22 protein-coding genes are annotated in these 23,128 nt (G+C 55.7%); 10 read left to right on the top strand and 12 right to left on the bottom strand.

Annotated features, from left to right (window positions below; genetic code table 11):
• Positions 1-20 precede the first annotated feature (20 nt).
• Positions 21-1,772 (top strand): FMN-binding glutamate synthase family protein, encoded by a 1,752-nt coding sequence (locus tag CQ011_RS07350; RefSeq protein ID WP_105676017.1) that lies wholly within the window; start codon positions 21-23, stop codon positions 1,770-1,772.
• A gap of 10 nt (positions 1,773-1,782) precedes the next feature.
• Here the strand turns inward: CQ011_RS07350 and CQ011_RS07345 are convergent, their stop codons facing one another.
• The 4 genes from CQ011_RS07345 to CQ011_RS07330 all read right to left on the bottom strand — a co-directional run bounded on the left by CQ011_RS07345 (position 1,783) and on the right by CQ011_RS07330 (position 4,640).
• On the bottom strand, positions 1,783-2,811 hold the full coding sequence (locus tag CQ011_RS07345) for an enoyl-CoA hydratase/isomerase family protein (protein ID WP_105676015.1): 1,029 nt from the start codon (positions 2,809-2,811) through the stop codon (positions 1,783-1,785).
• Positions 2,812-2,853: 42 nt separating this feature from the next.
• Entirely contained in the window at positions 2,854-3,759 is a 906-nt protein-coding gene (locus tag CQ011_RS07340) for a LysR family transcriptional regulator (RefSeq protein WP_105676013.1), read from the bottom strand.
• Between the two features lie 46 nt (positions 3,760-3,805).
• Positions 3,806-4,042, bottom strand: coding sequence for a hypothetical protein (locus tag CQ011_RS07335; RefSeq protein ID WP_105676011.1), 237 nt, complete (start codon positions 4,040-4,042; stop codon positions 3,806-3,808).
• Between the two features lie 121 nt (positions 4,043-4,163).
• A complete protein-coding gene (locus CQ011_RS07330; RefSeq protein ID WP_105676009.1) occupies positions 4,164-4,640 on the bottom strand; it encodes an Lrp/AsnC family transcriptional regulator in 477 nt (158 codons plus the stop codon).
• A 243-nt stretch (positions 4,641-4,883) separates the two neighbouring features.
• On the opposite strand from CQ011_RS07330, the gene CQ011_RS07325 reads away from it, so the two are divergent.
• The gene (locus tag CQ011_RS07325; protein ID WP_105676007.1) at positions 4,884-6,134 is read left to right on the top strand and encodes an MFS transporter; all 1,251 of its coding nucleotides are present in this window, start codon (positions 4,884-4,886) and stop codon (positions 6,132-6,134) included.
• Between the two features lie 10 nt (positions 6,135-6,144).
• The gene (locus CQ011_RS07320) at positions 6,145-6,627 is read left to right on the top strand and encodes a hypothetical protein (RefSeq protein WP_105676005.1); all 483 of its coding nucleotides are present in this window, start codon (positions 6,145-6,147) and stop codon (positions 6,625-6,627) included.
• Here the strand turns inward: CQ011_RS07320 and CQ011_RS07315 are convergent.
• The 3 genes from CQ011_RS07315 to CQ011_RS07305 all read right to left on the bottom strand — a co-directional run bounded on the left by CQ011_RS07315 (position 6,614) and on the right by CQ011_RS07305 (position 9,746).
• Positions 6,614-7,606 carry an LLM class flavin-dependent oxidoreductase gene (locus tag CQ011_RS07315; protein WP_105676003.1) on the bottom strand — a complete coding sequence of 331 codons (993 nt, stop codon included), beginning with the start codon at positions 7,604-7,606 and terminating at the stop codon, positions 6,614-6,616. The genes CQ011_RS07320 and CQ011_RS07315 overlap by 14 nt on opposite strands.
• A 129-nt stretch (positions 7,607-7,735) precedes the next feature.
• Complete coding sequence (locus CQ011_RS07310; protein ID WP_096255687.1) at positions 7,736-7,939, bottom strand: cold-shock protein; 204 nt, start codon at positions 7,937-7,939, stop codon at positions 7,736-7,738.
• Between the two features lie 289 nt (positions 7,940-8,228).
• On the bottom strand, positions 8,229-9,746 hold the full coding sequence (locus tag CQ011_RS07305; protein WP_105676001.1) for an MFS transporter: 1,518 nt from the start codon (positions 9,744-9,746) through the stop codon (positions 8,229-8,231).
• Positions 9,747-9,875: 129 nt separating this feature from the next.
• Between CQ011_RS07305 and CQ011_RS07300 the strand changes: the two genes are divergently transcribed.
• The gene (locus tag CQ011_RS07300; protein WP_105675999.1) at positions 9,876-10,418 is read left to right on the top strand and encodes a TetR/AcrR family transcriptional regulator; all 543 of its coding nucleotides are present in this window, start codon (positions 9,876-9,878) and stop codon (positions 10,416-10,418) included.
• 31 nt (positions 10,419-10,449) lie between these two features.
• Positions 10,450-11,703: an MFS transporter gene (locus tag CQ011_RS07295; RefSeq protein WP_105675997.1), complete on the top strand. Its 1,254-nt coding sequence runs from the start codon at positions 10,450-10,452 to the stop codon at positions 11,701-11,703.
• A 6-nt stretch (positions 11,704-11,709) separates the two neighbouring features.
• Here the strand turns inward: CQ011_RS07295 and CQ011_RS07290 are convergent, their stop codons facing one another.
• Both CQ011_RS07290 and CQ011_RS07285 read right to left on the bottom strand, forming a co-directional pair.
• A complete protein-coding gene (locus CQ011_RS07290) occupies positions 11,710-12,366 on the bottom strand; it encodes a trimeric intracellular cation channel family protein (protein WP_105675995.1) in 657 nt (218 codons plus the stop codon).
• A 55-nt stretch (positions 12,367-12,421) separates the two neighbouring features.
• Positions 12,422-12,967 carry a DUF1697 domain-containing protein gene (locus tag CQ011_RS07285; protein WP_105675993.1) on the bottom strand — a complete coding sequence of 182 codons (546 nt, stop codon included), beginning with the start codon at positions 12,965-12,967 and terminating at the stop codon, positions 12,422-12,424.
• Positions 12,968-13,042: 75 nt separating this feature from the next.
• Between CQ011_RS07285 and CQ011_RS07280 the strand changes: the two genes are divergently transcribed.
• The gene (locus CQ011_RS07280) at positions 13,043-14,995 is read left to right on the top strand and encodes a S9 family peptidase (protein ID WP_105675991.1); all 1,953 of its coding nucleotides are present in this window, start codon (positions 13,043-13,045) and stop codon (positions 14,993-14,995) included.
• Here the strand turns inward: CQ011_RS07280 and CQ011_RS07275 are convergent.
• Positions 14,992-15,387 carry an RNA-binding S4 domain-containing protein gene (locus CQ011_RS07275; RefSeq protein ID WP_105675989.1) on the bottom strand — a complete coding sequence of 132 codons (396 nt, stop codon included), beginning with the start codon at positions 15,385-15,387 and terminating at the stop codon, positions 14,992-14,994. The two genes, CQ011_RS07280 and CQ011_RS07275, sit on opposite strands and share 4 nt — an antisense overlap.
• Positions 15,388-15,414: 27 nt before the next feature.
• Positions 15,415-15,771 carry a hypothetical protein gene (locus CQ011_RS07270; RefSeq protein WP_105675987.1) on the bottom strand — a complete coding sequence of 119 codons (357 nt, stop codon included), beginning with the start codon at positions 15,769-15,771 and terminating at the stop codon, positions 15,415-15,417.
• 93 nt (positions 15,772-15,864) lie between these two features.
• On the opposite strand from CQ011_RS07270, the gene CQ011_RS07265 reads away from it, so the two are divergent.
• From CQ011_RS07265 to CQ011_RS07255, 3 genes are all read left to right on the top strand, one after another.
• Positions 15,865-18,231 (top strand): Tex family protein, encoded by a 2,367-nt coding sequence (locus tag CQ011_RS07265; RefSeq protein ID WP_105675985.1) that lies wholly within the window; start codon positions 15,865-15,867, stop codon positions 18,229-18,231.
• A 148-nt stretch (positions 18,232-18,379) separates the two neighbouring features.
• A complete protein-coding gene (locus CQ011_RS07260; RefSeq protein WP_105675983.1) occupies positions 18,380-18,883 on the top strand; it encodes a ferritin in 504 nt (167 codons plus the stop codon).
• 93 nt (positions 18,884-18,976) lie between these two features.
• The gene (locus CQ011_RS07255; RefSeq protein ID WP_105675981.1) at positions 18,977-19,699 is read left to right on the top strand and encodes an SH3 domain-containing protein; all 723 of its coding nucleotides are present in this window, start codon (positions 18,977-18,979) and stop codon (positions 19,697-19,699) included.
• On the opposite strand, the gene CQ011_RS07250 is transcribed toward CQ011_RS07255, so the two are convergent.
• Positions 19,696-20,361, bottom strand: coding sequence for a response regulator transcription factor (locus CQ011_RS07250; RefSeq protein ID WP_181148023.1), 666 nt, complete (start codon positions 20,359-20,361; stop codon positions 19,696-19,698). The genes CQ011_RS07255 and CQ011_RS07250 overlap by 4 nt on opposite strands.
• 415 nt (positions 20,362-20,776) lie before the next feature.
• On the opposite strand from CQ011_RS07250, the gene CQ011_RS07245 reads away from it, so the two are divergent.
• The coding region (locus CQ011_RS07245; RefSeq protein ID WP_146112584.1) for a choice-of-anchor G family protein at positions 20,777-23,128 on the top strand (2,352 nt) is incomplete at its 3' end.

Here is a 23,128-nt window from a genome sequence, read left to right as displayed (position 1 = left end):
CACGTACTAGTGTCGAGTACATGATGCGAATAGTCGTGATCCTGTTTTTGTTCGTGCTGGCGGCCGGGTTTGTGCTCACCGCGCTCTTTGCAGGGACATCGGGCAACTGGGTGTGGTGGATCCTGGTGGTGCTGGCCGCGGCGCTGTTGGCGGTGGGGATCAGAGACGTTACGCAGAAGCGACACTCGATCCTACGCAACTTCCCAATTCTGGGTCACGCAAGGTATCTCTTTGAATTCATTCGCCCCGAAATCCAGCAGTACTTCATTGAGCGAAATACCGATGGCACCCCCTTCAATAGGGATACCCGTTCGATGATCTACGCCCGCGCTAAGGGCGTGGACAGCCACAAGGCTTTTGGCACCGAACTTCAGGTAAATGAGGTTGGCCACGAATACCTGCTGCACTCCAGCGCACCGGTAGCCCCAGCCACCGAACAACATAGGGTTAGCATCGGCTCCAGCCAGTGCACCCAGCCCTATGAGATCTCCTTGCTCAATATCTCCTCCATGAGTTTCGGATCATTGTCCGCAAATGCGGTACGTTCCATGAATAAGGGAGCGGCGATGGGCGAATTTGTCCATGAGACCGGTGAGGGTGGATTGACTAAGTACCACCTGGAATTCGGGGCAGATCTCTTCTGGGAAATTGGCTCGGGCTACTTCGGGTGTCGCACCCCCGAGGGGCGTTTTGACCCAGAATCTTTCGCACACAAAGCAAACCTTCCACAGGTCAAAGGCATCACCATCAAGATGTCCCAGGGCGCAAAACCCGGACTGGGCGGCGTGCTGCCGGCGGCGAAAGTCACCGAAGAAATTTCCGAGGCTAGGCAGGTCCCCATGGGGGAGGACTGCATCTCTCCGGCAAGCCACCCAGAATTCTCCACTCCTCGGGAACTGATGGCCTTTGTTGCGCAGCTACGTGACCTGGCTCAGGGCAAGCCCATTGGCATCAAATTCTGTGTCGGTTCACGCACCGATGTGATGGCCATCTGTAAAGCCATGATCGAAACAGGCGTGCTCGTCGACTTCATTACCGTGGATGGCGCCGAAGGCGGTACCGGTGCTGCCCCGCTAGAATACGAAGATCATGTGGGCACCCCGTTGACCGAGGGGCTACTGCTGGTACACAACGTCTTGGTGGGCTCAGGGCTACGCGAAGAAATTCGGATAGCGGCTGCCGGCAAGGTGGCCAACGGCTCGGATATCGTCAAACGACTGATCCAAGGCGCAGACTTCACCTTTGCAGCGCGTTCCATGATGATGGCTACCGGCTGCATTCAAGCGCAAAAATGTCACACGAATCATTGCCCGGTCGGTGTGGCCACGCAGAGCAAGCGTCTGCAACGCGCCATCGATGTGGAAGATAAAGGCCACCGCGTTTACAACTACCACCGGTTGACGGTCACCGAAGCCGGACAGATTATGGCCTCCATGGGCCTAGAAAGTCCGGATCAGCTCAACACTCGAATGCTGCGCCGTCGGGTGAACTTACAGTCCACACGTTCCTACGCCTCGCTGTTCCACTGGCTGAAGCCCGGAGAACTGTTGCACGATGCTCCGCCGTCTTGGAAAGAAGACTGGGAAGAGGCAGACGCAGACCACTTCGGCGAGCATGTTGCAGTGTCCTATGGGCGGCCGAGGACTGTTGCGTTGAAGCACCAGACTCGGGCCAGCGAGACGAAAGCGCCGCGCATTGATGCGACGAATTCGCTGAAAGTTGTGCCACTTCCACACGACGTCACAAGGCCCGAAGGTAAACCTGGAATCTAGTACAGAGGGCTTAGCCCTCCAATAATGCCAGCAGCTCGGCCTCGTTCACCGCGGCCGGGCTGTTTGGTTTCCACTGCGGGTTGCGGTCCTTGTCGATGATCTGTGCGCGGATCCCTTCGGCAAGATCTGGCAGATGCATCAGGTAATCAGCCAGCCGTAGTTCGCGGTCTAAGGCGCCACGAAGGTTTTGCTCCGCGCGGGCTGCACGCACACTATGGAACGCGGCGGCCACACTGGTCGGTGAATTCCCCGCGATGCTGGCGGCAGCCTTGCGGGCTGCGGGGTGCACCATCTCGGTCAGTCGCTGCAAAACTTCAGCCAGCGTGGGAGCTCCAAAAGCGTAGTCGACCCAGCCTTGTTCAAGTTCGAGCTTGTGCGATTCGGGAACCGAATGCAGCACCTCAATGGCCGAGGCAATATCTGCCGAGCCCAGCCCCACGAGGTCATCGAGTTCGTCAAAGATGGATTCGGCAAACTCGGTAGAGATAACCGCATCGGCGAAGCCCAGGAACACCGCATCCTCACCGCTAAACGAGGCGGCAGTCATGGCGAAGTATTCGCCAAAATGGCCTGGTGCGCCCGCGAGCAGATGAGTTCCGCCAACATCCGGGGTGTATCCAATTCGTGCCTCGGGCATGCCCATGGTGGCCTGTGCGGTCACAAGACGGACCGGTGCGTGGCTTGCTAGACCAATGCCCCCACCCATGGTGACCCCATGGGCCACGGTGATCAAGGGTTTGGGATAAACCGAGATCAAATGGTCGGTGTCGAACTCTAGGGAAAGTAACGCCAAAAAGTCTTTGTGCGCACCGGTGGTGAGCGCCGTATGGAAGTTTGCGATATCGCCGCCGGCACAGAATCCACGCTCGCCGGTACCGGTGAGCAAGACCAACTGGATTTTTGGATCTTCGGCCCACAGATGCAAGACCCGGAGAAGTTCTTGCAGCATCTGCAGATTCAGGGCATTAATCTTCGCTGGACGGTTTAGCTGTAGATGCCCTACCGGTCCATGCACTTTCGCGATGACAAGTTCTTCCATGACCGCCCTTTCCTTGACAGTCGGCAATGATCGCTTTCTACCCTAGTCGGAAAGGATCTGCGTGAGTCGGTCCAAAACGAGGGCGACCTTAGGCTTCTTCGAATTCTCTGGCTTAAGCGCAAAAATAGAGCGTGCCAACCTAATTTCCGGAGCATCGACAATGCGCAGACCTTCGGGAGCTTGAGTCATTGCCAGGTCTGGGACCAGCGCGGCACCCAGACCGGAGGAAACTAAACTCAGCGAGGCGTTAAAGTCATCGCAGTATGCAGCTACCTGCGGGTGAATATTGTATGAGGCGAAGAGCCGAGAAATCAGTGTGGCATCGGAGGTGCCTGGGTGGTGGAAAATCCACGGCCATTCGGCCAACTGGTCCACGGTAAGTTGTGCGTCGTCGGCGATAGGCCACGAGGCCGGAATGACCACACGGAACTGATCATCGCCAAGCCATGCGCGCTCTAAGGAGGCGGGCCAGCTAAGCCCTCCGGGGCCCACCTGGAAAATCAGTGCGAGATCTAGATCCCCACCATTGCCAAGTCCGGCGACGGTCTGCTGGGGTTCGCCGATCCACAGGCGCAGGTTAATTCCTAGCGCGTTCCAGTCCTCGGAGGTCAGTAACTTCGGTAGGGCGTAAGTGGCCAGCGAGGGGAAGATCCCTAGCTTGATTTCCTCACGCTCGCTGGAGTCCGTGGAGATGGTGGCAACGTCTGCCATCAGCGCGTCGAGGTCCGTCAACACGCGCTTGGCATGGCGCACCATCCGCATCGCACCGGGAGTAGGCGTAATTGAACGGGCACCGCGTAAGAACAATGTTGTTCCGGTGCTGCGTTCTAGGGCTGTCATTTGTTGGGAGACGGCGCTGGCGGTATAGCCCAGCCGGGTTGCGGCCGTGGCAAAGGAACGATGCGCCACCACTTCGAGCAGGGTACGCAGATGGACTGGATTGATCACTTCTAAATTCTAAACGCAGAAGCCTAAGGGATGCTTAGTCAGTGAGCTAGTCCTCATCTTCGTCGTCATTGGATTCCTCGGTGAATTCATTATCCAGCTGTGATTCGGTTTCCAGATCGTCATCAAGCAGGTAGCTGCGAGTCGCGAGCGGATCGATGTTGCGCATGGTTTCGGGAGCATCGCTGGAGCCTTCGTAGGCCTGGGAATCACGTCCGTCATCCGGCTCGTAGATATCGTTTCCATATTCCGGATTGAAGTCGGTTGGTTCAAAATCCTTAGTCATCGCGTACTCCTCCACAAATTGCGAGGGACCCGACGAGAGTCGGGGTTATCCCTCGTGACATCTCGTAATCACAGCCTAGGCCGGTAACCGTTTCAAGGAAAGACTTGTATTTTTAGCACTTTCAGTGATTGTGTTCGCCATAGTGCTCCAGCAGCGGAGAGGTGCGATAAGCCAAGTGCGTGTGCAGCGCGAAGGTTGTCTCCGAACGGGTCACTCCCTTGATCCGCAGAATCTGTCGTAACCCCGATTGCAGCTGATGGGTGTCGGTGGCAATGAGTCTGACCCAGACGTCACCGCGGCCCGAGGTTTCGTGGATTTCTAGCACATTAGGGATCTGCCGCAGCGAGGTCACCACGGTATCTAGTTCGCGGTGAAGAACTTCCAAGGTGACAAAGGCCAGCACGTCATAGCCGAGTGTGGACAAATCTACGTCTCTGCCGCCGGCACGCAAGACCTCTGCACGCTGGAGCCGACGTAAACGCGATTGCGCGGTGTTTCGTGCCACCGCAACTTCGTCCGCGAGCTCGGATATTTGAATTCTGGGGTCACGGATTAACGCCAGCAGAATTTTCAGATCGACGTCATCCAAACGCACCATTTGCTCACTCCTTAGACCCCTGTGGGTCAATATTTTGACTATTTTGCTCAAACGCTAACAACTTTTTAGACCCGATGTCCCGCTTTGCCGGATATTTGTGAGTGAACGGTCTAGATCAGTAGACATTTTCTTACAGATCGCTCAACTAGCCGGTGGGGTAACGAGTAACCCCACCGGCAAAAAAACTTTCTAATGCAACAACCTGGCGAGATCCCTTGGACCACGCGCCGCTTCGGAGAAAACATGTCGGTAATCAGTGAACTACGCATGCAACCGACCCGAACCACCGTGCGCTCATGGAATCCCGGGATCAATACCCGGCTAGGCATCACGGTGCTGGTCAGTTTCACCCTGCTGGTCGGGGCAAACCTTGCCACGCCGCTGTACCCCCAGCTACAGCAGGACCTAGCACTTGGTGCCATGGGCACCACCATTGCCTTCGCCAGCTACGTCTGTTCGCTGATGTTTTTCCTCTACATCGTGGGCCACTGGTCAGATCACATCGGACGCCGCGCCGCATTGGTGCTCGCCATTATCGTCTCGCTGGTGGGAACCATCAGCTTCGGTAGTGCCTCAAGCCTGTGGGAACTGTGCTTGGGCCGTGGACTGCAAGGAGCAGGCGTGGCCCTAGCCACCGGAGCCAGCGCCGCCGCCTTGCGTGAGTTGCTGCCGCATAAGCCCGAATGGGCCTCACGCTTCACGTTGCTTGCCTCCTCTGGTGGTGTGGCCTTCGGTCCGGTCCTTGGTGGTGTGCTTGCGCTACTGCCGGGCGGGCGCAACACCGTGTTTACTATCCAAGCAATACTGCTCTTAGCAACCCTGATCCCATTGGTCGCGTTGAAGGCACGCCCGGCAATCGCGATGGCCGAACGAGGCGACCGCCATCGGGCCTTAGCTCCGCGCCGATTAGGCATCCCGGCCGAGGCACGCGCAAAATTCTGGATGGGCGCACTGGTCGGATTCTTGAGTTTCGCGGTATTTGGTTTTGCCTTGTCGCTGGCACCGGGCTACTTCGCCCAGGTCTTCGAGCTGGAATTCCTCCCGGTGATCGGACTTATTGCAGGCCTACCCCTAGGCGTTTCGGCCCTCTCACAGGTGGTTATTCGCGGCGGAAAATACCTATTGCCCGTCGGGTTAGTGATTCTGGCTGCCAGCACCATCGGGCTAGTGATCGCCGCCGAACATGGTTCATTGTGGTCAGCTATTGTCGCGTTAGTGCTCATTGGGCTAGGCCAGGGGATGGCTTTTAGAACCGCATTTAGCGGTGCGGTCAACGCCGTCTCGGCGTCACTACACGCCCAGACCGTCTCCACGATCTACCTGGTGACCTACTTAGGTAGCGCGCTGCCGGTGATTGCATTGGGTTGGGCCGTGGGAGTCTACGGCCAAGAGCTAAGCATTTTGGTCTTCAGCATTCTCTGCGCATTACTGTCCCTCTTGCTGACCTGCTGGTCAATCACCTCACTAGTCCGCGAGCGAAAAATTTCGGCGTAGCCTAGAAAGTATGAGTACATCCACAGCCTTGGTGGCCTCACGGGCCGCTACGTGGGCAGTTGCCGCCCGAATTCTCATTCCCGCAATATGGCTGGGAATGATCATTGGAATTTCCTTCATCGAAGCACCCCTGAAGTTCACCGCGCCGGGGATCACTATCGCCTTGGGCTTAGGGATTGGCCGCTTAGTCTTCACCGCCATGAACGCGGTAGAAATAGTGCTCTTTGTCTGCTGGTTCGCAGGAAGCTTTAAACGCCACATGGACCGTGCCTGGTGGTGGATCGTGGGAATCGCTGGATTCTTGTTGCTGCTTAAAGCGGCAGTGATCCGCCCCGGACTCTCGGTTCGCACCGATGCGGTGCTGGCCGGAAATTCCGATGGCGGATCACTGTGGCACTACGCCTATATCGGCGTAGAAGGGGTACTTACCGTAACGCTGGTGATCGCGTTGGTGCTTGCGTGCAAGCGGTGGGTCAGTATTAGCCCACGCTAACCAGCTGGCAGGCGTCCGCGGTCAGCTGGACCGACTTCAAGCGATCCTCTTCATGCAATGGGCTATGCACGGTGATCAGTTCATCAGCCTGAGCATTGAGCGCAAATTCCTGCAGGTATTCGGCGACCTGTTCGCCGGTACCGATGGCGGTGTAGCGCATCATATCCAAGATCTGCTCGGCCTGTGGGGTAGTCATCACCATATCGAGCTCTGCCTCGGTGAATTCCTTCTTGGCATTTCGGCCCAAGAAGGATGACACGCGTTGGCGTTCAGCCTGCACCTTCAATTCGTGAGCTTGCGCTGCACTATCCGCAGCGATAACACCCACTCCGGCGATCACATATGGTTCGGCCAGCTGAGCCGACGGCTTGAACTGTTCGCGGTAGGTCTTGATTGCCTGATGCAGTGCCGCCGGGGCGAAGTGCGAGGCGAAGGAATATGGCAGACCAAACTGCGCGGCGAGCTGAGCGCCAAATAAGGATGAGCCCAAAATGTAGAGCGGAACGTTAGTTCCGGCGCCAGGGACTGCCTGTACCGTTGGCACCCGTGATTCGCCAGCCAGATAGGCCTGAAGCTCGAGCACATCGTGTGGGAATGAATCGGAGGCCGACGGTTCGCGGCGCAGCGCACGCAAGGTGGTCATATCCGTCCCCGGGGCACGGCCCAGACCTAGGTCAATGCGATCTCCGAAGATCTCGGCCAAGGTGCCAAATTGTTCGGCGATCACCAAGGGGGAGTGGTTCGGGAGCATCACACCACCAGAACCCAAACGAATTTTCTCGGTGTGGTGGGCTACATGGCTGATCAGTAGCGAGGTCGCGCTGGAGGCGATGGTTGGCATGTTGTGGTGTTCGGCGTACCAAACACGTTCATAACCGGTGCGTTCGGCAAGCTGCGCAAGTCGTACCGATGATTTAAATGAGTCGGAGATGGTGCTGTTAGGAGCAACCGGGGCAAGATCAAGAATCGAAAGCTTCACACCCGGTACAACCCACCTAAGCGCGGGAGTATTCCGGGAATGGAGTTTAACGTGAAAACGTCGCCTTCCCAGATGATTCTGGGAAGGCGACGTTATCGCTCAAGTCTGTAGGCTATTCGCCGTAGAACTTTAGAGTCCGCGGATGTCCGCTGCCTGAAGACCCTTAGGGCCCTCAACTACTTCGAACTCAACCTTCTGGCCCTCTTCCAAGGAACGGAATCCCTCGGTCTGGATGGCGGAGAAGTGAGCAAAGACGTCTGGATCTCCGCTGTCTGGAGCGATGAATCCGAAGCCTTTTTCAGCGTTAAACCATTTGACGATACCGGTTGCCATTATATTATTTGGTCCTTTCAGACGTTCCTCACCGTTCTTATCGGTGAGCTTGGTTGTAATCCACGTGAGACTTTGAAACCGAAATTTCTCCATCTAACGAAGCAGCCAAGTCATTCACTTCACGTCTAGAAGGGGTTCGCGCCAACCATGCGGATCGACATTCACAAACTTCTAAAGGGTTCTTCGCGAATTACTTTGGAACTACACTGCCTAGCCTACGTCGAGTTTCGCAACTTTTGAATATCTTTGACCTAATTAATCAAGATTTTCAAAAAGTGTCTTAATTCGTTCACCGAGTAGCGGGTTTGATGATTCGCGCTACCACGATTGCCGCGACCAGCGCTAGGACCGCGGCGATGCTCGAGGTAATGAGCACACCATTGTCAAAAGCGTGGGCTGCAGAGGCCAAAAGATCTTGTGCTTGGTTGGTTGGTAAGCCTTGAGCAATTTGATGCGCGCCACTCAAAGTTTCGCCAGCTAACTGGACTTGCGTCTCAGTGAGTATCTCGGGAACCCGCAATTGAGCCGCATACACGGTGTTCAGGATCGTTCCGAGCACTGCCACGCCGAGCACCGCACCAACCTCATATGCGGTCTCGGAGATGGCCGAGGCGGCTCCGGACTTCGCCGCGGGCACCGCACTGAGCACCATGTCGTTAGACAGGGTCTCGGACATGCCGACACCGATGCCCAAGATGCAGAACGCCACCATGAGCCAGAAGACATCGCCAGAAGATCCTGCAAAGACCACTAAAGCGTAGGCAAGCGCGGAGAGCAGCAGACCTCCGACCATAATGCCCGGCGCGCCGAAGCGGGAGGCCAGCGGCACCGAGAGTAAACCGAAGGCCATGGTCAGAACGAGCCCGGGAGTCATCAGCAGGCCCGCCTCGAGCGGACTGTATCCGGCGATCAGCTGCAGATGCTGGGAAACGAAGTAAATGAAGCCGACCAAGGAGAAAACTCCGATAAGGTTCACCGTCAACGCACCGGAGAACACACCATTTGAAAAGAGTCGCACGTCAATCATCGGGTTTGCTAAGACTAATTGCCTGCGTACAAAGGTGATTCCACTGACGATTGCCAACGACAACGCACCGACCGCGATGTACACAGGTTCGGTAGTGAAGGATTTAACCGCGTAAACAAATGGCAGCAGCGTGAAAATCACTAAGACAATCGACCAGGGATCAACACGCCCGGGGTTTGGGTCCTTGGATTCGGGCAGGAGCAAAAGTCCACCAACGAGCAGCGGAAGTAGCATCGGGACGGCTAGCAAGAAGACCGAACCCCACCAGAAGTGCTCCAGTAAGATCCCGCCAACGATAGGACCGAGCACGGCGCCGCCGGAAAAAGCGCTCGCCCAGATGGCAATCGCGGTGCGGCGCTCCTTCGCGTCAGGAAAGATATTGCGGATCAGCGACAGTGTGGCAGGCATGAGCATGGCGCCGAAGACGCCCAGAAGTGCGCGTGCCAACACGAGTTGGATCGCGTCGGTAGCAAAGGCGGCTAGCGCGGAGATGAGTGCAAAGCCGGTGGCACCAATCAAAAGGACTTTTCGTCGGCCAATCCGGTCACCTAAAAATCCCATGGGTACTAGCAGTCCCGCGAGGATCAAAGGATAAATATCAATGATCCACAACAGCTGCGCCCCGCTCGGGGACAAGGCAGCCGAGATAGCGGGAACTGCGAATGACAGTACGGTGTTGTCCACTGAGATTAGGAGTACTGGAAATAGTAGTACTGCTAGAGCGGCCCAGCGGCGCGAACGACTCAGAGTCAAGGTGCGTTCGGTAATCTGTGAGCTCATGGGATTGGCCTTCAAAAATTGCGTATTGAGTGAGGAGGAATTGTTCCTCGTTCATAACTATACCGTCCGGTTGGTATAGTTACCATCGAATGTAAGGTTAAATCCGTCACCGTCCTACGAAGGAGTTCAATGGCTCGCCCACCAGCGGCACGCAACAAATGCCTCGATGCCTATATTTCGCTACTCTGCGAAGAAGGCGAACGCGCCGCAACCTTGGAAGCCACGGCGAGCCGAGCAGGAGTCTCCAAAGGGGGACTGCTTTATCACTTCGCTTCAAAGGAGGCGCTAGCCGACGGGGTGATCGAATCTACCGAAGAGCACGTGCAATTGGATCTGACCCGCATGAGCGAAGTGCCAGAGGGTGCGTCGGTTTATTACGTGCAGACCTCCGCAGAAGTTGATACCGAATTGGACCGGCATTTAGTGGCGGTGCAACGTCTGGCCCAAGCCGGTGTTGTAAGCGCCTCGGAGATGTTAAAAGACGTGCACTCGCGGTGGTTCCAGCTGATCTTGGACGAGGTAGGTGACCAATCCATAGCTCATTTAGTGATCCTGATTGGTGAAGGACTCTATGCTCATTTAGCGACGCCGGGTTCCTGGTATCAGAGTACTTTTGATGGTCGGCTCCAAGAATTACTAGACTTAGTTCCGCAACTCAAAAAGTTGAAGTAACTCAACGAATAATCTCGCAGGGACGTGTCACATGGCCACAGATGGTGCAAATAAACGACTCAAGGGTCGTATCGGAGCGCTACTTGGCATCCTGCTGATGGCTTTGTCGCTACGCGCGGCGGTTGTCTCGGTGCCACCATTATTGGCTCGGATCCAACAAGATATCGAATTCACCGAATTCACCACTGGCCTACTGGCTATGCTGGCCCCCATTTCATTTGCAGTTTTTGGACTGCTCACTCCGCGGCTGATTCGGCTGTGGGGCTTAGAACGAACCCTCATCGTCTCCGTGGCCTTAGCCGTGGTTGGTCAGTTGGCACGTCCATTTATGCCAAATGTTTACCCATTCTTGGCGCTTTCCATCGTCACGCTGGCCGGTTACGGCATGGGCAACGTGGTACTTCCGCCGCTGGTCAAAAAATACTTCCCGGACCGTATCGGCGTGGTCACCAGCGGATATGTCACGATGATTGCCATCGGTACCTGGCTGGCCCCGCAGTTTTCGGTTCCTTTCGCCAATATCGGCAACTGGAAAACCTCCATTGGTTCTTGGGCGCTACTATCTTCCATCGTGCTGATTCCCTGGATGGTGCAGCTATTTGCTGACCGCCGTGTGCAGCGTCCCGAAACTCAGCTACCAGCGGTGGGTGGGCATGAAATTGTGCGAATCAACCCCTGGAAATCCAAGGTGGCCTGGGGACTGGCGATCTTCCTTGCCGGCAACTCCGCACAGACCTACGTCTACTTCACCTGGCTCCCGCCGTATCTTCACGCCCAGGGGCTCAGCGAAGCGAGCAGTGGCAATATGCTGGCACTGTTCGCGATCCTTGGACTTCCGGTGAGCTTGTTGGTTCCGCTATGGGTTCCACGCTTAAAAAACCCGATCATCGCAGTGGGTGTTTTTACTGCCTGCTGGATCGTGGGCCACCTAGGGATTTACCTTTCACCAACCTCTGGGACCTGGATCTGGGTTTCCATGGCAGGGCTCGGGCAGGGAACCTTTGCCATCGCCTTGTTGATGATGAATCTGCGCTCACGCACCACCTACGGCTCCGGAGTGCTCTCCGGTTTTGCTCAAGGTTTAGGCTACGCCGGTGCAGCGGTTGTACCGATGCTATTTGGCATAGTCCAGCAGGCCAGCGGCTCCTGGGGAGTGGCTTTCTCGATGCTGGGCGTATGCATCGTGGTGATGTTGGTGGGAGCAATTATCATCAACCCACCACGCACCATCGAAGACACGGCTCCCGGCGCCGAGGGCGAGGGCAGGCTCGAACGCGTTCAGTAGCAACGCCTAGAAATGTCGCTGTGGCCCATCATGCGGCGGAGCGCTCGGGCTAGGACGATACCAATGTCCGGCAGCCAGCGGAATCCGCCAGCCAAACTTCAACGAGGCCAGACGAATGGCAAAGGTGAGCGCAGCAATAGCCACCACAACTACCGGGTTGAATAGCTCCAAGCTCCAGAACACTGCGGTGAGCGTGCCACCGAACATCGCGGCAATCGCATAGATATCGCGCGGGTTGAACAAATCCGGGGTGACGTTGGAAATCACGTCACGTAAGAGACCGCCACCGACTCCGGAGATGACTCCTAGCAGTACCGCGGTTACCGGGTTGAAGTTATGCTGTAGCGCCTTCATGGTGCCGGTGACACAGAACAGCGCTAACCCGGCCGCGTCAAAGACCAGCACCAAACGGTGAAGTTTTTGAATAGCCGGAGTAAAACCGTAGACCAATAATGCGGCGAGTACCGGGGGCGCAAAATATATGGGGTGCGCAAAGGTTGCGGGGGATTCATTAAGGATCAAATCGCGCACCACGCCGCCTCCTAAGCCAGTGACGCCACCTAAGAACAACGAACCGAGGATGTCGAAACCGCGACGCGCAGCCATCAGCGACCCGGCGACCGCAAAAAAGAAGATGCCAACGAGTTCGAAGACAATGAGCATGGACGTGGCCCTCAGCGAGTTGAAATGGAAACAGCAGAGCTAATTATGCTCGGAACTACTGCGCTCGAATAATTGTCGAAAGTTTTACTAAGGTATTTAGGTTCCGCGTGGTGATCAGGTACCTGCGAGACTGAGCGGCCACCAATTTCGCTACCGGACTCTCCAGACTTTGCCCTTTCGGACTCACCCAGCACAGTGCTCGGCCGCGAAGGGCCGTCTGCTGTGTCGAATCCAGCGCCGTCGCGCCAAGCTGAAGTTGCTGGGCATCCTCCTGACTGGCGCACAGGCTAAGGTACCGGTGATACTCGTGATGGGTATCCGGTAGTTGCACCGGGAAGTCCTCAGAAAGCTCATGGACCTCTTGCGCGGTGAAGACCAGGCAGGGAATCGCACGAGAATAATGTTGAGCCAATAGTGCTTCGCAGTGCTCACGAAGCACCGACGCGTTGTCGTGTGGGGCCTCAAGGACAGCATTGCCACTGGCGAGCACCGTTTTTACCTGGCTGTATCCGGCATCGCTAAGTAGCTCAGTAAGATCTTTCATCAGAATCTTGACCCCACCGACGTTTACTCCGCGTAAAAACAGCACAAATTTAGCCATAACTCCATCCAAGCGCACCGTGTTATGGCTTGTCGAGGGTCGTTCCGAGCAGAATATGTGACTAGTATCTAACACATGCCTCAGCACATGCCTTATGGATCCTGGCCGTCAACTATCTCAGCCGAGCAAGTAGCGGCCGGCACTAAACCTTTGGGTGCCGCCTCGTTCTTCGGCGACAAACTCATTGTGCAAGAAGGCCTGCCTTCCGAGGGCGGCCGGATGACCCTGGTGGAGTATGACCGTCACAGCCCTGAAGCGGGACGAACTCTTATTGATGCTCCCTATAACGTGCGTTCGAGAGTGCACGAATACGGCGGCGCTAGCTGGCTGCTGTTAGCGGGCGATGTTCCTGCGGTAGTCTTCGCGAACTTCAGCGATCAGCGAGTGTATTTGCAGCTGTTGGCAGACCAAACCCCGATTGCCTTGACCCCGCAGAGCATGGTCGACTCGGACCCCACGCTGCGTTTCGCCGAATTTGTTCCCGGCCCGGCAGGGCACGTCTTGGCGATTATGGAAGATTTACGCGGTGAACCAGTCCGCCATATCGTGGAAATTCCTCTTGATGGCAGTGCTAGCGAAGATCTAGCAGCAATCCGACTGCTCAGTTCTCCTGCGCGCTTTGTTGCCGGTCCACGGCTGAGCCCGAACGGTGAACAGCTGACTTGGATTAGCTGGGAACACCCGAATATGCCATGGGACAGCACCGAACTTCACCTCGCAGAATATTCCACGCAAGGGTTCTTGAAAGACACGGTCATTGCCGGAGGACCAGAAATATCGGTACTGCAGCCCGAATGGGCTGATGATGACCGGCTGGCATTTATCTCAGACTCCTCTGGGTGGTGGAATCCTTACACCTACCAGCTCAGCTCGGGACGAACCGTGCGACTGGTGGACCGCGCCGCAGAATTTGCCGGCCCGCTATGGCAGGTAGGTACCGGATGGTACCTACGTCAAAACCCACAGACACTACTGTGCTCCTATGGAACCGGAACTACTAAGCTCGCACGAGTTCACACCACCACCGGGGGATTAGAGGATCTAGATTTGCCTTTCGCCAGGGTGCGCCCGCTGGATCTTGACGGCGACTGGCTACTGGCCCGAACATCCTCGTTGACCAATGGAGAAGAAATCTCCTTGATCAATGTCGAAACTCTAGAGCACAGCTGTGTGACCCGTTCTATCGAGCAGTTGCCAGACCCGCAAATGCTTCCGGAAGTCGAAGAATTTGAGTGTGTTAATGAGGCAGGACAAGCGGTGCACGCACTGCTCTACAAACCTCGCCAAGGTGGCTACGCCGGGCTTGAAGGGGAACTTCCACCGTATGTAACCTTCGTTCACGGTGGACCTACCAGTCAGGCCGTGGCTACATTGAGCACCTCCATTGCCTACTACACATCACGCGGTATTGGGGTGGTGGATGTGAACTACGGTGGCTCCACCGGATACGGACGCAACTACCGTAATCGACTACGCGGCGCATGGGGTGTTGTTGACGTTGCCGATACCGTCACGGTGATCAAGGCGCTCATCAACCGGGGACTGGCAGATCCCCAGCGGATCGGCATTGAAGGCGGAAGCGCTGGTGGGTGGACCGTGCTGTGTGCTCTGACGTTCTCCGACGTGTTTACCGCTGGGATCAGTCGTTATGGTGTCTCGGACTTAGTGGGACTGGTTCAAGATACCCATGACTTCGAGTCCCAGTACATGTTCTCGCTTGTCGGCCCGTATCCGGAGGCAGCTGATCTTTATGAAAAGCGGGCTCCGATCAACCATGTGGAGAAGATTTCCTGCCCGGTGTTGCTCTTGCAAGGTGACGAGGACAAGGTGGTACCGCCGGCACAATCACAAGTGGTCGCCGACGCATTAGCAAAGCGTGGAATTCCGCATGCCTACATCCTGTTTGCTGGTGAACAGCATGGCTTCCGGCAGTCGGCAAATATCATCAAGGCCTTGGAAAGTTCATTAGCGTTCTACGCGCAAATTTTCGAATTTGAGACCGATGTTCCCGCGATTACGCTGAGCTAGTCCTCGGTGTCCAACCAAGAGGAGCGCAGGCGATCCATTTCGCGGCGGTCCTTCTTGGTGGGGCGTCCGGCTCCTCTGTCCCGGATGGGAACTTGCGGGACGACGACCTTTTCACGCGGCGGAGTATGGTCTAGATAGCATTTAACCGCTACCGGGGCACCGACACGTTTGGAAATAAGCGCGGTGACTTCCAGCTCCCGGTCCCAACCGTCTTTGCGTACACGGATGCGATCTCCAGGAACAACAATTTGAGAGGCTTTGACCGGGTCCCCATTAAGCCGAACGTGTCCAGCGCGGCAGGCAGTCGTTGCGGCCGAACGCGTTTTATAGATACGCACGGCCCACAGCCACGCATCGAGACGGACCTTACCGCGAGTGGGAATTTCGACCATGATTCAAAAGTCTAGATCACCGCGGGGTTAGTTACCTGCCGCGTTGGAATCCTCGCAGGCTTTAACTAGCCGATCCTGCAGGGCACGCGGGGCCTGATCCCCGGCGTTCGCTAGCTCGTTGAGAATATCAATCATGGATTGTGGCAACCCGCCACCCTCGACCGAAGTAATGATGGAACCCAGCACGCGTAACTCTCCGGCGTCAATGGTGCCGTCCTGAACTGGAGCGCACGCTTGGCGCACCATTTCCTTCGCAGCAGCATCGGTTAGCTGTGTTGCGGCTGACGATGCGGTGTCCTCTAAAACTGAACAACCTGCGGTCAACACGACGAGCGACGATACGGCAAGTATCGCAGCAGTTTTTCGAATAGTTACACTCCCCATAGTTAGCAAGTCTAACGTCCAAGTTTTAGGATCAGCTGGGTGTCAACCGAGTCGATCATCTGAAGAATAAGCTGTGTGAGGCACAATGGTTCGGTGAGTAGCACAGAGCAGAGAATCCTTGAACAGCTGGCCATCGAACTATCTGGCGACAGCAAAGTAGCCATCTGGCAGGTCAAAGCCGCCGTTGAACTTTTGGACTCCGGATCCACCGTTCCGTTCATCGCCAGATACCGTAAAGAAGTCACTGGCATGCTCTCCGATACTCAACTGCGCCTTCTCGAAGAGCGACTGCGCTACCTGCGTGAACTCGAAGAACGCCGCGTGACGGTCCGCGAAGCAATTAACGAAGTCGGGAAACTCACCGACGAACTCGATTCAGCCATTACCGCTGCGGCGACTAAAGCCGAGTTGGAAGACATCTATCTTCCATTCAAATCCAAGCGTCGCACCAAGGCTCAGATTGCGCGAGAAGCGGGCCTGGAACCGTTGGCAGATCTACTCTTAGCCAATCCCAACACTGATCCGCAGGTTGCAGCGGGTGCGTACCTGAACGCCGAGGCAGGTTTTGCTACCGAGCTAGATGCGCTCTCCGGTGCGCGCTCGATTGTGACCGAACGAGTCTCGCAAGATATCGTGCTGGCATCCGAGTTGCGTGAGCGCCTGTGGAAAACCGGCAGGATCGGGGCCAGCCCCGCAGCTACTGCGACCGCGGAGGCTCAAGGAAAGTACAAGGACTACTTGGACTACGTGGCGACGCTAGATTCCTTGCCTTCACATCGGGTGCTCGCGCTACTACGTGGTGAACGTGATGGGGTGCTGAAGCTTCAGTTTGCCGAGGCAGACCCGCGCGATGACCAAGCTCTAGCACACGCTCGTTCGGGCTACGAGAACGCTATTGCAGCGTCCTTGGGCATCAGCACCGGTGGCGATACACCGGCAGCAAGCTGGCTACAGCAGACGGTACGTCTGGCCTGGAAAGCCCGCTTATTAACTCGTTTTGAATCAGATCTTCGGGCTCGTCTCTTTGATGCTGCCGAAGATGAATCGGTCAAAATCTTTGCCGCTAATCTTCGCGATGTCCTGTTGGCTGCGCCAGCCGGAAACAAGGCAGTCCTTGGCCTTGACCCGGGACTGCGTACCGGGGTGAAGGTGGCAGTGGTGGACCTGACCGGCAAGGTCGTGGACATTGCCACGATTTACCCGCATGCGCCTGCCAACAAATGGGATGAATCGGTTAAGACGCTCACCAAGCTGGCACAGAAACATGGCACCTCGCTGATTGCCGTGGGTAATGGCACGGCCGGTCGTGAAACAGATCGTCTGGCGGCAGAAGTGATCAAGGCCCTGGGCGGTCAAGAGCTCTCTAAGGTCATCGTTTCCGAGGCAGGTGCCTCGGTGTACTCGGCTTCAGAACTTGCTAGCCAAGAATTGCCAGATCTAGATGTCTCAATCCGTGGAGCGGTGTCTATCGCCCGCCGTTTGCAGGACCCTCTCGCGGAGCTAGTGAAAATTGATCCAAAATCCATTGGAGTGGGCCAGTACCAACACGATGTCAGTGCGACAAAGCTTGACCGGGCACTGGACGCTGTGGTTGAAGACTGTGTGAACGCGGTAGGCGTGGATGTTAATACCGCCTCCCCGGCACTGCTTTCACGTGTTGCCGGTGTAGGTCCACTATTGAGCAGGAACATTGTGGACCACCGAAATGCTAACGGTGCCTTTGCTACGCGCCGCGAGCTGCTCAAGGTTCCGCGCTTGGGCGCCAAAGCCTATGAGCAGTGTGCCGGGTTCTTGCGCATCACCGGTGGCAAGGAAAAGCTGGATGCGTCCTCGGTGCACCCGGAAGCTTATGCACTAGCCAAGAGTTTGCAACAAGCGGCAGAAAGTCGTGGACGGCGTTTAGAAGAATTAGATCCAGCGGAATTTACCACCGAACAATTCGGTGAACCAACCATTCGCGATGTGATTGCAGAACTACGCCGTCCCGCGCGTGACCCGCGTGGCGAATTTGTGACCGCTGCGTTGCGTGAGGGCGTGGAGAAACTCTCCGATGTGCTGCCGGGAATGATCATGGAAGGTACTGTTTCCAACGTGGCGGCCTTCGGCGCCTTTGTTGATTTGGGTGTGCATCAGGACGGACTGATCCATGTCTCGGCAATGAGCACTAAGTTCATTTCGGATCCGCGCGAAGTGGTCAGCTCGGGGCAGATAGTTAAGGTGAAGGTCCTTGAAGTTGATGCTGCTCGTAAGCGAATTTCTTTGACCCTGCGTTTAGATGATGAATTGCCCGGAGAGAAAACTGTTTCGGAGCAGCCAAAGGCTCGTACCGGACAACGTCCCAATGCTGGAGCGAAGACTCGCGGGGACCGCGCCCCAAAGGCGAACCGTCAGCCAGCTCCGGCGCCGAGCGGAAACACCGCGATGGCGGAAGCGTTGCGACGTGCGGGGCTGGGAAAGTAAGCCTAGCGAATCAGTTCGGTTGCCCTAACCTTGGTTAGCATCGGCTCAATTAACTACTGGTCAACTCAAAAGTGTTCGCTAATTACTCTGCTAATTAGTGTGTCCGAACTTCGATGACAAGTAGGGAAATGAGTCGTAGTCTTTAGTCATGGAACTTACAGGAAAACTTGCAGAAGCCTTCAATACTCAGTTAACTCTCGAATTGACCGCTGCGACCGTTTACCGGCAGCTGGCAGTGGAGATGGATGTCATGAGCCTTTCCGGCATTGCCGGTTGGTTCCGTGCGCAGGCAGCCGAAGAAATCGTGCACGCGGAAAAGTTCATGACTCATATGACTGACCGTGACGCACACCCAACCATCGGTGAGCAGCCAGCACCACAGATGAACGTCAAAACCGTTGCAGACGCCTTCGCAGTGTCTTTGGCACACGAACGGAAAGTATCGGAAGCAATCCGTGAACTGTACCGACTGGCGCAGACCGAGGGTGACATCGATTCGATCCCAATGCTGAACTGGTTTATCGAGGAACAGGTCGAAGAAGAGGCCACCGTATCCGAGATCTTGGACCGCCTGAAGCTTGTCGGAGATGACGGAAGCGGCATCCTACGACTAGACCGTGAGCTAGGATCACGTCAGTCGGCAGGCGAATAAAACCACAAGAAGAGAAAAACTCTTCAAACATGAAATAAACTTAGGGAATCAGCTACTTGCTGGTTCCTTAAGTTTTTCTATATCGAGGTGGTTGTGAACCAATTGGGTTATCCGCATCCTTCGGCTCGGACGTCGTCACCGACGCATACGCACCGCACGACGGCAGAGCTGAAACTACGTAAGGGTGCCGGGCGACACTACCTTGTTCAGAGCAATCTGAGCACCGGAACTGAAATTGCACTCGTTGAAGTGCGAGGATCCTGGGCTCACGTATATGTTCACCGCATCTATGGCTGGCTACCAAATATTTATCTAGAGCCGATTCCGTCAGCGTTTGACGAAAAAATTGAAGGCCAGGGCGAAGATGAGCAAAGCCCACGGGTGCTTTCGCGTTATTCGTTAATCGAAGCTACCCATGTCACCACCGCTACACTAAACCTTCGCAAAGGAAGCGGCACCGGATATCCAGTGCTCAAAGTGATTGAGCAGGCGAGCAAGGTGCGCATGGTTCTGCAACAAGGGCTTTGGTCACAAGTACAATTCGGTCAGCTGTTGGGCTGGGTGCCGAGTATGTATTTGCAGACTCTGCCCTCACGCCCTGCCAAGGGTGGGTTGATTGCTGTACCGAATCAGCGCGCATTAACCACCATCCGGCTCAACGCGCGTCGTGGCCCTGGGGACCACCATTCATTAGCGCGCATTTTGCAGTCCGATACCGCGGTGATTATCGTGGCGCGTCAAGGCGCGTGGCGACAAATTGAACGTGATGGTGAAGAGATGTGGATCCCAGCCACGCAGCTACGAACCGTTTATTAGGCCGTTTTGAGATCAGCGGAAGTGATCAGACCATTTTCCGTGGCGATCACGGCAAGCTGAACCCTGTTGCTGACATGTAGCTCGTCCATTAAACGCGCTAAGTGAAGTTTTACAGAGCCTTCAGAAATATGCAGGGTACGAGAAATCTGTGTATTGGTGAGGCCGGCCGCCACGGAATAGATCAATCGTCGGTCCCGGTCATTGAGCGCCTCGATGATGCTCTGATTCTGAGTCCGGTGAGGGGAAAGCGAAACAATTTCCCAGCCGTCATCTGGTGCTGCGAAAATCTTGTACCCGGTTGCGATCAGACGCAGAGTGCTGGGTAATTCTTCACTGATCGAGCTTTTGGAAATCAAGGCCGAACTACCTGCAGAATAAGTGAGCAGGGCTTCGTTGCGGTCATATTTAGTTGCCAAGACAGCGACCCTGGTATTGGGTGATTCGGTGACGATCGAATGGATCGCCCGATAGATATCATTACCGTTTAATGACGCTTCAAGAAGGACAATGTCGGGGCGGTGCTCCGAAGACGCGGATACCGCGCCGGCCATTGAATCCGTAATTTTTTCAATCACAATATCGTCTGCCATAGCCAAAACGCCTGAAATTCCGGCTCGCGAAAAATGATCGCTATCTGCCAAATGAACCCGAATCTTGCTCAATGGGGACCACCTTTGCCTCAAAATGCAACGAATACGACAGCGTGGAACGACCCCAACACGTCCCCACGTGCATTTCATTTCGTCAGCTGGCTTTATCATATGGCCATCTGGACATTGTTTCTAACCGACAAGGTCATAATCGATCAACTTGCAAGCTAATAAGATTTCCTATTTTCGCTATTTTGGAGCGAAGCATTGTGCAAAAATACCGAGAATACAGGCATGTGTATGAGCTAAGTTACTGGCTGGTTCGCCTAGTAGCTCATTTTTCATAACCATTCGGCTCATAAGTTTGACCTGAATTTGCCCAGAAATGGCTGAACATAACCTGTGAGTTCTTGTTTATCGATCGTAGGGTCAAAGTTGGGCATATTTAGTCTCGCCCGGATCACTTAGCCAATCTTGGAGGACATCGGTGCAAGCGAATCAAACCCCTACTAAGCAGAGATCAGGCCCGCGCGCGGCTCGCCGGGTACTTGCCGGCGCAGTTGTTACGGCTCTTTTTACTGCGCCAACTGTTACTGCGGCTTTTGCAGCTCCTACAGACCACTCGGAAGCATTCGGCCAGGTCATTAACGTCGACGGCCTGGGTCTGGATGTAGCTGACGCAGGCTACTCCTACTCAGCCAACCCGAGCTCCCCTGCAGCTCAGGAGAACCCACTAAACCTTTCCGCACTTAACGGACTGCTTGGCGTTGAGGTAGGCGCTATTACGTTGCCAGTCATCGGTGATGACGGAACTGGTCTTATCCAGCTGGGTCAGGCTGGTGCCTTGTCCTCGTACGCAATTGCTGACACCGCAACTCACGCCAAGGCATCTGCTGGTGTACTTGGTGGCGACGGTGCGTTGGCTGTGGACGGCAATACCTCTGACCTTGCTTCCATCGACCTGACCAAGCTGTTCGGCCAGACTGGACTCGAAGGCGTGACCGACGACATCCTCGACCAGGCTGAACTCCAGCTGGGCGCACTCGGATCCACCACCGAGCGCACCGATGGCGCAGACCCGTCACACGAATACAAGATCGCTTCGGCAACCGTTGACCTGCGTAGCCCGCTGATTTCCCAGCTGAGCACCGGCCTGACCACCACTACCACCGAGCTCGGCGCTGCGCTAAACGGGATTGTTGGAGATGGCGGCCTGACCGATACGATCAGTAGCTCGCTGAACGCTGTCAACGTTGATCTGCTCCTTGCAGAAATTGGCCTGTCGAACTCCAACCTGGTTGTCAACGGCCTAGATGATGTTACCGGCACCCTGAGCACCGTACTTGCTCAAGAACTGGTTTCCGACACCGGCGCGGTTTCGCTGAACTTGGGCGAAGGGACCGTAAACATTGATCTGTCCAAGATCATTACCGGTGGCCTAAACGACCAGCCTGCAAACACTGAGTTGCTGGACGACGCTACTGTAGCGAAAATTTCTGCGGAAATTACCAGTCTCCTCGATGAAGTCACCACCAACCTCACTGATGCAGTCAATGAGATCCTTGCGGAAGCAACCTTCACGCTGACTGCTGACGTCAACGCTGAAGTAGTACTCGCCGGCGACCTCGTCGACGGTGGTGTCAATATCAGTGGCTCCTTGGCCGATCTACTCAACGGCAACACTGAAGCCTTCACTTTGGCAAATACCCTAGAGCTCTTGCCAGGTCTCGGCGGCATCAACGTTGGATCGCTGCTCGACAGTGTTCTTGAACTTGTTCTTGGCGTGACTGGTCCTGCCTTCCAGGGTGTGAACGCACTGCTCGATGGTTACCCAGAAGCAATCCAGGCGCTCGTAACTGAAGTAGCCGGACCACTAATCGACACCGGCATTGAGCCGGTGCTGCAAAGTGCTCTGAGCGTCACCCTGAACGAGCAGGGCACCGTCGCATCAACTGATGTGACAGTTCCTGCGACTGGTGCCGCTGCTCCGGCTGCTGCGCAGATTGTAGCTCCAGCTCCCGAAGGTGAATTGAACTACGTTACCGCTTTGGCAATCGATGTTCTGCCAGTGCTCGGAGCGGGAGCTGTTGGCGTTGACCTGGGTACCTCGGCTGTTCGTGCAGCAGCTGAAGCACCAGCAGTGGCCGTTGTCGATATTTTGACTCCTGCTGAGGGTGAAGAAGTTCCTGTTGGCGACGTTGACGTGACGGGTACCGGCGAGCCAGGTACTGAAGTAACTGTCTCGATCCCGGGACAAGCTGATCAGGTGACCAATGTTGGCGAAGACGGAACCTGGACTGTTACGTTCCCTGACGTACCGGCTGGTGACCATACAGCCACTGCAACGGACGAGAACGATTCAACTGACGTTGTGAACTTCGTTGTCGTTGATCCGGCCGCTGATGCTGAGGCAACTGATGTCGACACTGAAGCTACCGACGCTGTAGATGCTGATGCAACTGACGCTGTAGATGCTGATGCAACTGACGCTGTAGATGCTGATGCAACTGACGCTGTAGATGCTGATGCAACTGACGCTGTAGATGCTGATGCAACTGACGCTGTAGATGCTGATGCAACTGACGCTGTAGATGCTGATGCAACTGACGCTGTAGATGCTGACGCAACTGACGCTGACGCGACCGATGCAGTAGACGCTGACGCAACTGATGCTGATGCAACTGACGCTGACGCGACCGATGCAGTAGACGCTGACGCAACTGATGCTGATGCAACTGACGCTGACGCGACCGATGCAGTAGACGCTGACGCAACTGATGCTGATGCAACTGACGCTGACGCGACCGATGCAGTAGACGCTGACGCAACTGACGCTGAC

This window comes from Arthrobacter sp. MYb213 (assembly GCF_002979915.1).
Classification (GTDB): domain Bacteria; phylum Actinomycetota; class Actinomycetes; order Actinomycetales; family Micrococcaceae; genus Glutamicibacter.
This window is presented reverse-complemented; position numbering and strand designations above follow the sequence as displayed.